11 protein-coding genes are annotated in these 11,674 nt (G+C 42.2%); 10 read left to right on the forward strand and 1 reads right to left on the reverse strand.

Features of this window, described 5'->3' with window-relative positions:
• Position 1: 1 nt before the first annotated feature.
• The 10 genes from AB5542_RS17260 to AB5542_RS17305 all read left to right on the forward strand — a co-directional run bounded on the left by AB5542_RS17260 (position 2) and on the right by AB5542_RS17305 (position 11,180).
• A complete protein-coding gene (locus AB5542_RS17260) occupies positions 2-1,222 on the forward strand; it encodes an aminotransferase class V-fold PLP-dependent enzyme (RefSeq protein ID WP_279041101.1) in 1,221 nt (406 codons plus the stop codon).
• 5 nt (positions 1,223-1,227) lie between these two features.
• Positions 1,228-1,644: a SufE family protein gene (locus AB5542_RS17265; protein WP_279041103.1), complete on the forward strand. Its 417-nt coding sequence runs from the start codon at positions 1,228-1,230 to the stop codon at positions 1,642-1,644.
• 8 nt (positions 1,645-1,652) lie between these two features.
• Positions 1,653-1,967, forward strand: coding sequence for a metal-sulfur cluster assembly factor (locus tag AB5542_RS17270; RefSeq protein WP_087421662.1), 315 nt, complete (start codon positions 1,653-1,655; stop codon positions 1,965-1,967).
• An 8-nt stretch (positions 1,968-1,975) separates the two neighbouring features.
• Complete coding sequence (queG, locus tag AB5542_RS17275; protein WP_279041105.1) at positions 1,976-2,869, forward strand: tRNA epoxyqueuosine(34) reductase QueG; 894 nt, start codon at positions 1,976-1,978, stop codon at positions 2,867-2,869.
• A gap of 105 nt (positions 2,870-2,974) precedes the next feature.
• On the forward strand, positions 2,975-3,556 hold the full coding sequence (locus AB5542_RS17280) for an RNA polymerase sigma factor (protein WP_229128384.1): 582 nt from the start codon (positions 2,975-2,977) through the stop codon (positions 3,554-3,556).
• Positions 3,557-3,653: 97 nt separating this feature from the next.
• Entirely contained in the window at positions 3,654-4,823 is a 1,170-nt protein-coding gene (locus AB5542_RS17285; protein WP_087421664.1) for a FecR family protein, read from the forward strand.
• Positions 4,824-4,925: 102 nt separating this feature from the next.
• On the forward strand, positions 4,926-8,462 hold the full coding sequence (locus AB5542_RS17290; RefSeq protein ID WP_279041107.1) for a SusC/RagA family TonB-linked outer membrane protein: 3,537 nt from the start codon (positions 4,926-4,928) through the stop codon (positions 8,460-8,462).
• A gap of 3 nt (positions 8,463-8,465) precedes the next feature.
• The gene (locus tag AB5542_RS17295) at positions 8,466-9,992 is read left to right on the forward strand and encodes a RagB/SusD family nutrient uptake outer membrane protein (RefSeq protein ID WP_087421666.1); all 1,527 of its coding nucleotides are present in this window, start codon (positions 8,466-8,468) and stop codon (positions 9,990-9,992) included.
• A 2-nt stretch (positions 9,993-9,994) separates the two neighbouring features.
• Positions 9,995-10,651 carry a hypothetical protein gene (locus AB5542_RS17300; protein WP_229128386.1) on the forward strand — a complete coding sequence of 219 codons (657 nt, stop codon included), beginning with the start codon at positions 9,995-9,997 and terminating at the stop codon, positions 10,649-10,651.
• Positions 10,652-10,661: 10 nt separating this feature from the next.
• On the forward strand, positions 10,662-11,180 hold the full coding sequence (locus AB5542_RS17305) for a hypothetical protein (RefSeq protein ID WP_118305798.1): 519 nt from the start codon (positions 10,662-10,664) through the stop codon (positions 11,178-11,180).
• 304 nt (positions 11,181-11,484) lie between these two features.
• Here AB5542_RS17305 and AB5542_RS17310 read toward each other — a convergent pair.
• Positions 11,485-11,674 (reverse strand): hypothetical protein (locus AB5542_RS17310; RefSeq protein ID WP_368243253.1); only part of this gene is annotated, 190 nt, incomplete at its 5' end.

Raw genomic sequence — 11,674 nt, forward strand, 5'->3', positions numbered from 1 at the left:
TATGTTTGACGTCAATCGGATTAGAAAAGATTTCCCGATACTGGAGGAAAAGATTTATGGCAAACCGTTGGTTTACCTGGATAACGGGGCAACAACCCAGCGACCTTTGCGGGTGGTGGAAAAGATGACGGAATATTATTTACGTTACAATTCCAACGTGCATCGGGGAGTGCATTATCTGAGTAATAAATGTACGGATGCCAATGAACAAGCCCGGGAAACCGTGAGAGAGTTTATCAACGCGGAGTCCACGGATGAGGTGATATTTACCCGGGGAACGACCGAGAGTATCAATCTCGTGGCTTACACTTTCGGGGAGGCTTTTATCCGGGAAGGTGACGAGATCATCGTGACGGAAATGGAACACCACGCCAATATCGTTCCCTGGCAAATGTTATGTGAACGCAAGAAGGCCGTGTTGAAAGTAGTTCCTTTTAATGATAAGGGCGAGCTGGACATGGAGGTGTTCCGGGGGCTTTTGAATGAGCGGGTAAGATTGGTATGTGTGGCTTATGTTTCTAACGTGTTGGGTACGGTGAATCCGGTGAAGGAGATGATTGACGCGGCACATGCTTTGGGCGCATACGCTTTGGTTGACGGAGCTCAGGCTATCCAGCATATCCCGGTTGACGTGCGAGCATTGGATTGTGACTTTTTCGCTTTTTCGGGGCATAAGGTGTACGGGCCCACGGGAGTTGGTGTTTTATATGGAAAGCGTAGCTTGTTAGAACAGATGCCCCCCTGGCAGGGCGGGGGAGAAATGATCAAGGAAGTTCGTTTCGAGAAAACGACTTACAACGAATTGCCTTTTAAATTCGAGGCCGGAACTCCGGATTTTATCGGGGTTGTCGGTTTAGGTGAGGCCTTGGAGTACGTGAAAAGTATCGGTTTGCAAGAGATTGCCGGATATGAACATGGTCTGATGGATTATGCCATGAAACAGGTTCGGGAGGTTCCGGGCATTATCTTATACGGGGATGCCGCGAATAAGTCTTCCGTGATCTCGTTCGGAATAGAGGGCATACATCCTTTTGATCTGGGCACTTTGCTGGATAAGATGGGGATTGCCATACGTACGGGACAATTGTGTGCGGAACCCGTGATGCAACATTACGGGGTACAAGGAATGGCTCGCGCCTCCATAGCCATGTATAACACCCGGGAAGAAATTGATGTTTTCTGTGAAGGGTTAAGAAAGATAGAAAAGATTTTCAAATTATAAGAGCAATGACGATAGAAGAGATTCAGAATCAAATCGTGGATGAGTTTTCCATGTATGATGATTGGATGGATAAATATGCTTATCTGATAGAAATAGGTAATGGCTTGAATGCGATGGACGAAACGCATAAGACGGATGACAATCTGATTAAAGGATGTCAGTCCAGAGTGTGGTTTCATGCCGAATTGCGAGATGGTAAGTTGTATTTTGAAGCGGATAGTGATGCCATTATCACGAAAGGTATTGCCGGATTATTGATCCGGGTATTCTCTGGTCAGACGCCTCACGACATCATGAATGCTAATCTGGATTTTATCGACAAGATCGGTTTGACTCAACACCTGTCACCGACACGTTCTAACGGGTTGTTGTCGATGGTGAAACAAATAAAGTATTACGCCTTGGCATACGAGGGAAAATAACGAGAGATATGGGAAAAAGTTTAATGGAAGATTTAGTGATCGAGAAATTGTCTACCGTTTATGATCCGGAAGTTCCGGTGAATATATGGGAGTTGGGACTCGTTTATAATATCGAATTCCCGAAACAAAACGAGGTGATTGTTACCATGACCCTTACCGCTCCGGGATGTCCGATTGCCGACCAGATCGTGCAGGAGGTGCATGATGTCGTGTTGACGATTGACGGGATTGATGAAGCCACGGTAAACCTGACTTTCGAACCGATGTGGACTCCGGAAAGAATGAGCGAAACGGCCCGGTTGGAATTGGGGTTTGATATTTAAGTTCATGAATGGAGGCATTATTAGAAAAGGCCAAAGAGTGCGGGTTTGATGCCTGTGGCATTGTTCCGGTGGATGTTTTATCCCGGGAGAGAGAGAGGTTGGAGCGATGGATTGGACAAGGATTTCATGCAGGAATGAATTACATGGCGAATAATATAGAAAAGCGGGAGAATCCCGCTTTACTTGTTGAAGGGGTCCGCTCGGTGATTGTAACTCTGACTAATTATTATACTCCGAAACTCCAATCGGAAGGCATTCCGGTAGTTGCCCGCTACGCATACGGGAAAGATTATCACCGGGTGGTGAAAGACCGGTTATTTAAATTGCATACTTGTCTGGAAGAAGTGACCGGACGAAAGATTACGGGCCGGGCATTCGTGGATTCCGCTCCCGTGTTTGAACACGAGTGGGCTCGACGGGCCGGGTTGGGATGGATTGGCCGGAACTCTTTGTTGATTCATCCTCGTTTGGGGTCCTATTGTTTTATTGGTGTTATTATATCGGATTTTGAACCTTCAAGGTATTCTCTGCCCGAAGAGCGGAATTTTTGTGGTCAGTGTAACCGGTGTGTGGAGGCTTGTCCCACGGGAGCCCTTTCCTCGCATGAAGTGAATGCCAATCTTTGTATTTCTTATAACACAATAGAGAGAAAAGATGACATCCCGTCAGAAATAAAGAAAAAGATGGGAGATCGCTTTTTTGGGTGTGATGCCTGTCAGGAGGTCTGTCCGTGGAATCGGAAAGCCGTACTGCATCATGTAGAGGAATTTTCCCCGAATGAATGGTTGATGCGGATGAGCCGGGAAGAGTGGTTGGCACTTGATGAGGAAACATTTCAAGTCCGCTTTAAGGAATCGCCGCTCCAGAGGCCCGGTTTGGAACGGATAAAACACAACTTGTAGTTTCGGATCATTTATACATTGTTTTTTTTCTTGCTAAAATTCCCCTTGATTATAGATTCCCCGGATAAAAATTTTATTTTTGTATCAAAATGGATTCAATCTGTTATGATGGGACAGCGGTCGGTGAAAGATCAAGAAATTTGTGATTTGTTAAATGCTCGTGATCAACGAGGGATGGAGCTTTTATTTGAAGCTTATTATAAATCTCTGGTTTCATGGGCTAATACTTTTTTGAACGATCTCGGGGTAGCCGAGGACGTTGTTCAAGAATTTTTTATCGCTCTGTGGAATCAAGAGATTCACCGGGAATTAAAGCCGGAAACACTTTCTTCTTTTTTGCGGGTGTTGGTTCGAAATCGTTGTTATAATCGATTGACGAAACGTGATATATTCACGTGTTTTGTGAGTGTGGAACGTGTCGATTGTATGTTTGAGGAATATGATGATTCGAAGGACCAGTTGATCGCTAAAGTGATGGATGAAGTTGCTCTTCTTCCGAATCGTAGTCGGGAAATATTGAATGGCGTTTTTGTTGAGGGAATGAAATATCAAGAAGTGGCAGATCGTTACAATATTTCGGTTTCTACTGTAAAAACTTTGTTAGGAACATCTATACGGAAACTACGAGAGCGAATGGGGCGTGAAGGATTTCTTGATTTTTTGCTCGTTTATTGCCGGTATTGTTAAAAACTAATGTTTTTTGGATAATTGATGATTTTTCTTCAAAAATCACTAGACTTTTTCATCCTCTTTTTTGTACATAAGATGAAAAAGGATCAAATCTATGGAAAAAACGAAACTAGACCACGAAACAGAAGATTGGTTAATTGCTTTTCTGAGTGGTGAATTAGACGAGCGGGAAGAAGAAAATGTGCGTGTATGGTTGGAGGCGAGTCAAGAGAATCGGAATGCTTACGAATCTTTGATGAAGGATTATTTACGAATCCGGTGGGTACAAGAAGATGTACATATACGGGAAGAACAGGCAAAAAAGATAATATTCTCTTCTTTGAAAAAGAAAAGGAATCTGACGCCTTATTACGGAGTGGCAGCTTCAATAGCAGTGTTATTGATTGTGACATTATTCTTTTTTATTCGAGAGGATAAACAGGTCGTTTCTGAAAAACTTGTTGTTTCGGAAATAAAGCCAATTCAATCAAAGGCAATGTTAGTTCTGTCCACGGGTGAACAAATTCAGTTAACAAAATCGACACAAAAGATTCAGGAGCAAGACGGTTCCGTGTTGAAGATCGACAGTGTCATGGGAGTACAATATGATGCTTTATCTACAAAGAGAGTTGAAAAGCCGATTTATAACAAAATTGTCGTTCCGCGAGGAGGTGAATATTTTGTGACACTAAGTGAAGGTACGAAAGTGTGGTTGGATGCGGACTCTGAATTAGAGTATCCGGTATTTTTTTCTGGAGATTTCAGAGAGGTAAAATTGAAAGGAAATGCTTATTTCTGTGTTACGAAAAAAAATGATAAGCCTTTTGTCGTACGTGCAGGGGAATTTTCGTTGAAGGTATATGGGACTGAGTTTAACGTGAATGCTTACGATTTACAAAATATTGAGACTGTTCTTGTGAACGGATCAATAGGGTTTAAGGCGAATATAAGTACTCCGGAGCGAATGATGGCACCCAACGAGTTAGCTGTTTCGGATTCCCGGACGGGGCAGAGTGAAATACATCAGGTGGATATATACCCTTATATCGCATGGAAAAATCAAAATATTGTGTTTGTCAACGAGCGGTTAGAATCTATCATGGAAAAAATGGCTCGTTGGTATGATGTAACCGTGTTTTTTCAAGATGAAAGTCTAAAGGATCTGCGGTTTGATTGTAACATGAGACGGTATGCTGATATTAGGGATTTGTTTTTCTTTTTGGAGAAAACCTCAAATGCCCGGTTTGCTCTGAATGGACGAACAGTTGTCATAAGTAAAAAATAAGTGACGAAGAAATGAGCCTCTTCATCACTTACAATTAAACAATAGATAGGTTCAATTGAGCCTGAACCTGTCCAGTATTAATTTTAGTTCAATTACAAATGTATGAAAAAAAAGAGAATCATGTGGCATATCTTGGATGAGTCACATAAAAAAAATTGGATGATCATGAGGTTGTGTGTTATTTTTATGTTTTTTTTGCAATTTACCGCATTTGCAAATAGTGTAGCACAAGATCAGGTGATTAGCTTGAACTTGAAAAACGTGAGTTTTTATCAGTTATTTGATGAAATTCATAAACAGACGGGGTTACGGTTTATTTATAACACGAACCAACTAGAGAAAATGGACAAGTTGGACATTCATGCGGAAAAGAAGAAAGTTAAAGATGTTTTACGTGATGCGTTGGCTGAAACCCCATTTACCTTTTTGTTTGATAAGGACGTGGTGATGTTGGTGCAAAAAGAGGAGAAAGAAAAAAAATCATTGCGGGTAAAAGGATTCGTGTATGATACACGGAGAGATCCCATTCCCGGAGTGACGGTGAAGGTTGCAGGTGTATCTTTGGGGACAGCGACGGATACAAGGGGATGGTTCGCCATGGATCTGCCTGTAACGAGTGGGACGTTGGAATTTTCTTTCGTGGGCTTTAAAAAGAAAATAGTAACTTTTAATGCTCAATCCGATACCCTACGGGTTATTATGGAGGAAGATATTCAGGCGTTGGATGAAGCGGTTGTGGTAGCCTACGGAACGACAACCCGTCGTGAAATGACAGGAGCAATATCCACAGTAAAGGGAGAAGATTTAGAAGGAATCCCCTCCCCGAATATTGCAACTTTATTGCAAGGAAGGGTTGCCGGGATGGATATTACGAATATTTCAGGGGCCCCGGGAGGTGGTGGAGCCGCGATAACCATTCGGGGATACAACTCTTTGGACATAGAGTTGGAGAGACGTTTTTCTAATCCATTATGGGTTGTTGATGGTGTTCCATTGAATTCGTTTACTTCTCCGATCACGGGAACGAATTTGTTGTCAGACATTAATCCCGATATGATCGAATCCATTGAAGTTTTGAAAGATGCTTCTTCTGCAGCCATATACGGCTCTAGGGCTGCCAACGGGGTGATTATCGTGACAACGAAAAAGGGACGTCAAAACCAAAAAAGTTCTTTATCGGTAAATGTTTCACAGAGTTGGAGCGTGTTGCCGGAATTGCCGACGATCATGGTGGGTCGTTATGAAAGAGATTTTCGTTTAAAGGCATTGAGAAAAGAGTTGATAGCTTATTTGGATATGGAAACTTTGCGTTATAAATACCCTGAAACTTGGGAGGAGAATTACTTGCATCCCGGAGGAACGATGGATGCTTTGATGCATCCGGTTACTTCTACTTCAAATGGGCTTTTTTTCCAGGATAGTTTGAACGATTTCTATAATAATGCCACGAACTTTTTCCCGATGTATTACCATAAGGGGAAAGTGACGAATGCTAATATCCAGTCCTATGGCGGTTCGGAAAAAATCGCTTATAGTTTGGGATTAGGCTATTACGATGAATCTGGTATATTAAAAGGGAGCGGTTTTAATCGAATAGATTTGAACTCCAGTATGAACATAATTCCAGTAGATAAATTGACCGTGGATTTGCGCTTGAACGCTTCTTTGGCTAATCGGAAACAGGGATACGGGTCGTTCAGTTCTAGTTTCCAGAGTTCACCGATGATCGGCGTTGTACCGGGGGACCCTTATTATCTTAGTTCTCTATATCCGGGGGAAGGTTCGGCTGTTTGGGACTATATTGTCGACCAGATGAAAAATATAAAAGAAAAAAACCGTTCAATTCGTTTGAGAACCAATTTCAAGTTAGGCTATGAGATTATCAAAGGTTTACAATTATCAACTTCCTTGGCTGCAGACTATTCATTAAATCGTCGTAATGGTTTTACACCCTCTTACCTGATGTCTACCAACCGGTCTATGAGTGTTGGTGAAACCGGGATAAGTTTGATGGTATTGAATGAAAATTTATTGAATTATAAAACTACAATTAACGAGAATCATAATATAAGTGCGGTGGCCGGTCTGTCCTATCAGTATGATCAGACCGAGTATAATGGAGGAAGCGGGGAGAATTCTCCTAGTGATCAGATTTATTACGTGCGTCCGGGATTCCCGGATTTAGGGGATGAACAACTGACACCTACGCTTAGCCGTAAAATAGCTTTGCAGCACTACCTTTCGGATATGACGGAACAGGTCCTGATTTCTTATTTTGCTCGTTTGGAGTACAACTATAAAAAGAAATATCTGTTCTCAGCCAGTATCCGGCGGGATGGAAGTTCGACTTTCGGGGAACATAAGAAATGGGGAACTTTCCCTTCCGTTGCTGCGGCATGGACTTTTTCCGAGGAGAGTTTTATCCGGGAAAATTTAGAATGGTTGAATTTCGGTAAAATCCGGGCTAGCTGGGGACGTTCCGGGAAACATTTCGAATCGGCTTATCTCGCATTGGGAATTATGCAAAATGGAGCTCCTTTTGAAGGGAATAGTACATTAGAACCCTCGTGGTCTTTAGGAGCGTATAATCAAGATTTGACTTGGGAGGAGACAGACCAGTATGATTTCGGTTTGGATCTGGATTTACTGGATTATCGTTTGGGAATTACCTTGGATTATTATTACCGTTATACCGATAAGCTCCTGTTCCCGGTCTCTTTGCCGGGAGAGCATAACGGTTTCGGTTCTCAGTGGCAGAATGCAGCTGCCATCTCAAATGAGGGAATCGAGTTGTTGGTTAAATATGATATATTTAGAAAGCCCGATTTTTCATGGCGGGTGTCGGTTAATGGTGCAAAAGTCTGGAATCGTTATGAGAAATCATATAATGGTAAAGATAACTCCAGGGGAATTATCGGTAAAGCTTTGAATGGGATTTATGGTTATCGGACGGAGGGATATATTAACAGTCAAGATGAGGTGCCTATTGTATACAATAATGTTGGCATGAGTTCTCCAATGGGAGGGATCCAGTACTACAAACCCGGAGATTTGAAATTTGTGGATGTAAACGGTGACGGTTCTATTGGGAGTAGTGATCGGGTATATTTAGGTAGTGCTTTACCTCAAATTAGTGGTGGTATTGTTAGTGAGTTGAAATGGAAAGGATTTGATTTGAATTTCTCATGGGCTTACCAGCTGGGACGTCATATGTACAATACTCTTCCCGGAAGTTCAATTATTCCTAATTACAATGGTTTGGAGCATCCTGTTTTGATGGATGTGCGGAATGTCACTTTCTGGGAACAACCGGGGGATAATTCGGATTATGCCAAATTACAAGCCGATAGCCAGATGCAGTTCTTTCCGAATGAAATGAGCGTGATTGATCGTTATGTAGAAAAAGTGAATTGGTTAAAATTGAAAACCGTGACTTTGGGGTATGATTTGCCTCGTTCCTTGATCCGGAATTGGAAGATTGAACAGTTACGTCTCTTTGTTAGTGGAGAAAATTTGCTGACCTTCTCAAATTATTCAGGCATTGATCCGGAGATCGTGGATATTAGAACCGGTATCGATAGCGGGAGAAATTATCCTCTTGCTAGAAAGTTTACAATAGGTTTAACCTTGAAATTTTAAGTTATGAAATTGATAGTAATTTTATTATGTATGTCGTTCTTTGTGGGATGTACGGACCTGTTACGGGTTGAACCGGAGAACAGCCTGACTTTTGGAAATATCACGAAAGAAAAGGATGTTGAAGCATTAGTATACGGTGTTGGAGCGGGGGTACGGGATATGGTATGTTGGAATGCTTTGCTGCAAGTGGAAAAAGGAGCTTATGCTGATGAGGCGGATGAATCACGGAGGGGTGCCCGGATGTTGGAATTGGAAGCCGGGACGGCTGATTTGTGGGAAGCTTGGTATCAGGTGATTATGGGAGCAGAGACCGTGCTGTCGCATGTCGATGTTGTTGAGATGCCGAATGAACGGAGACAGTTTTATAAAGGGCAGGCTTACTTCTTTAAAGCTTTAGCTTATTTTGATTTGATACGTCGTTGGGGTGACTGTATTTTACAGAAAGGGGGGATTAACTGGGAACCCGTGGCTAAAACTCCTTGGCCGAAGGTGTGTGATTTTGCGATAGAGATGGCTGAAAAAGCTGCCGAAATTTTGCCTCCTTTTGACAAACTGACGGATTGTAACGGGAATACTATGCTTTCAAAATCAACACCTTGTCAGGGTGCGGCCTATGCTTTACTGGCTCATTTGTGTGCTTGGAAAGCCGGAGGTAAGTATTTTGCAGCTGAAGTTGATCGGAATTATGATGAGAAAGAATTGTGGGACATGGCTGAAAAAGCTTGTACCAAGGTGATAGAATCTCCTTTATATGACTTGGTAGCTACTCCGGAAGAGGTTTGTGCTTCGGTACTTGTTGGTAATAGCAAGGAAGGAGTTTATGAAACGGTAATGAAAGATTATTATAACGAGGTTGGAAAACGGGTATATTCGCTGGGTACGGATTATGTGGGTTATCCCGTACGTCCTGAATATGGCCCGGGTGTCGTGCAAGATTTCACATTACGTATATTCACGACTTCAGTTCGGAAAATGTATCCGGGTGCGGATACTAGAAAATATGCCTATTTCTATGATCTTGACGGGATGGATGCCATGGATAAGAGTATAACAGGTGGTTTTGCTTACCCTTATAAGGAGAGAAGTGTGAATATTACGGTTACGGGTACTAAAAAGAAATTTGCTTCTTTCAATTCTAATCGTATTTGGTGGCGATTGGCTGATATCTACTTGTTGAGAGCGGAATGTCGGGTACATTTAGGAGGTGATAAAATCGAAGGAGCCATCGAAGATTTGAACACGATCCGGAAACGGGCGGGTGCGGCTCTCTATCAATCCTCTGAAGATAATGGTGATTTACAGATGACGGTGTTCCGGGAACGTGAAAAAGAATTACTGGTAGAGGGGTATCGTTATTATGATATTATCCGGAACGGATTGGATTACGTGCATTCTTTCTTGGAAGGAGGTTATCAGACGGTGACACAACAGGATTGTATTGATGGGGCTTTCTTCTTGATGAATAAGAGTATTGATTTTAAGGAAAATCCCTTGATGCGACAGAATCTATATTGGTTAAAAAGACAATAGTTATGAAGAATATGAAGAAAATATTGATAGGATTGAGTATGTGTATCGTTTGTTTTGCATGCACAACTAAGCAGGAAGTCATTGATGGAGGAGTCGCTTCTCCTTATTACGACGGTACTATTATGGAGTACTTGCGTTCAAATTCTGAGCAATGGGGATATACGGTACAGATGATAGAACGGGCGGGATTGACGGATTTGTTTGAAGGAAGAGTGGATACCGTGCCAGCAATGACTTTTTTTGCCCCACCTTCTTTTGCTGTTTATCGTTATTTGATGGATTGTAAATATGATGGAGTTTCGGAGGTGAGGTATGAGAGTATAGAGGAAATGCCTGTTGATTTGTGTCGAGAACTAATATTGAAACATGTTGTCGTGGGAAAATATTTGAAAGAGGATATCGGCTTTCGGAATATGGACTACGCAATATATGCGGAGGAACAGGATGGAGGAACAACTTTTACTTGCATAGGAGAGAATCAAGTCATTGCTTATCTGGAACGGGATACTTACAAGGGGATTCCGGAAGCCGGGGCAATAGAGATGTTTTTGTATTCTGTAACCGTCGGGAAAATGATTCCTTTAGCAACACCGAATATACAACCTAAAAACGGAGTAGTTCATGCCTTGAATTATGGTTATGATTTTGGAAAAATTTAAATGAAAGACTATGAGAGTAATATTGATATTAATGATGGGAGTGTGTATGTTGCTGGGAGCTTGCCAGGATGTTACTCCCGGTTATTTACAGACAGAATATGCGGGTTATACTATGGATTCTATGGTTGTGAAAAAAGTGCTGGATCTAACTCCTCCCGAACCGAATCCGACTTTTGAGATGTATGTAAATAATTATGGATATACTCCGGAATATTGCGTGCAGAATGGTATTTATCCGACAATAGGAGGAGATGAATATAAACGTGATAAGTACGGATGGCCTTGGACGAGTACGCCGATAGAAGGGGTAGAGGGTACTCGACCTATTTTTGTCAGTATAAAAAGTATTACCACGGAATTGGGTAATGCGGAAAAAATGTGGGAAGTGTTGAAAGTCAGCGGTGATGGAACTTTTTCTATGCCAGTATATAGTGATGTCCCTGTTGGGCGTTATCGGATATCTCTGACTTTTACGAATGAAGGATATACTCAGGATGTGAATGACTGTTTTACGATTATCGTGAAATAGAATGTACGTGTGGTGATATTAGTGAAAGAGGTGATTACAAGATACAATCACCTCTTTTGCCCCGTTCTTGTTTGGTGTCCCCTCGTCGCTTGTTAACCGCTGGGCTAGGACAAGAACATAGCATCTTCATAGTATGTACATAACATGAACACGGGTGGGTGTAGTTGGAGAGTTCGAGTATTATCATTGTTGGGGTCTTGCCCCAGTCCATCTGCGGACCTTCCTTAGCTTAAGTGTAGAGTACTGGTCCATTTCCCGTAGTTTTCCCTTTGAAGAGAGGGAGAAGGCAGGGTTCAAAGACGTATCACATTCGAATCAAAGACGTTTCAAAGGCGTTCGGGAGTGTCCTTGAAGCGTGCCTGTCCGGGTATTGAAGGGGGCTTACCCCGTATCCTCCCGCTTCCCGGGTTGGTTCTTGCCTGGCTCTTCTCGTTCTAAAAGTCTGGATTCCAGTGTCGATTAAAAAAGTTTGAAAAAAAGTGGTTGAAAAGTTT

Origin of the sequence: Butyricimonas sp. RTP31003st1_G1_RTP31003_210430, from assembly GCF_040920905.1 — a bacterium.
Lineage (GTDB): Bacteria > Bacteroidota > Bacteroidia > Bacteroidales > Marinifilaceae > Butyricimonas > Butyricimonas paravirosa.

Bases quoted from the DNA above. Each gene is read 5' to 3' on its own strand.
- AB5542_RS17295 (WP_087421666.1), top strand. From the start codon at position 8,466: ATGAAATTGATAGTAATTTTATTATGTATGTCGTTCTTTGTGGGATGT.
- AB5542_RS17305 (WP_118305798.1), top strand. From the start codon at position 10,662: ATGAGAGTAATATTGATATTAATGATGGGAGTGTGTATGTTGCTGGGA.
- AB5542_RS17290 (WP_279041107.1), top strand. From the start codon at position 4,926: ATGAAAAAAAAGAGAATCATGTGGCATATCTTGGATGAGTCACATAAA.
- AB5542_RS17270 (WP_087421662.1), top strand. From the start codon at position 1,653: ATGGGAAAAAGTTTAATGGAAGATTTAGTGATCGAGAAATTGTCTACC.
- queG (WP_279041105.1), top strand. From the start codon at position 1,976: ATGGAGGCATTATTAGAAAAGGCCAAAGAGTGCGGGTTTGATGCCTGT.
- AB5542_RS17285 (WP_087421664.1), top strand. From the start codon at position 3,654: ATGGAAAAAACGAAACTAGACCACGAAACAGAAGATTGGTTAATTGCT.
- AB5542_RS17280 (WP_229128384.1), top strand. From the start codon at position 2,975: ATGATGGGACAGCGGTCGGTGAAAGATCAAGAAATTTGTGATTTGTTA.
- AB5542_RS17300 (WP_229128386.1), top strand. From the start codon at position 9,995: ATGAAGAATATGAAGAAAATATTGATAGGATTGAGTATGTGTATCGTT.
- AB5542_RS17260 (WP_279041101.1), top strand. From the start codon at position 2: ATGTTTGACGTCAATCGGATTAGAAAAGATTTCCCGATACTGGAGGAA.
- AB5542_RS17265 (WP_279041103.1), top strand. From the start codon at position 1,228: ATGACGATAGAAGAGATTCAGAATCAAATCGTGGATGAGTTTTCCATG.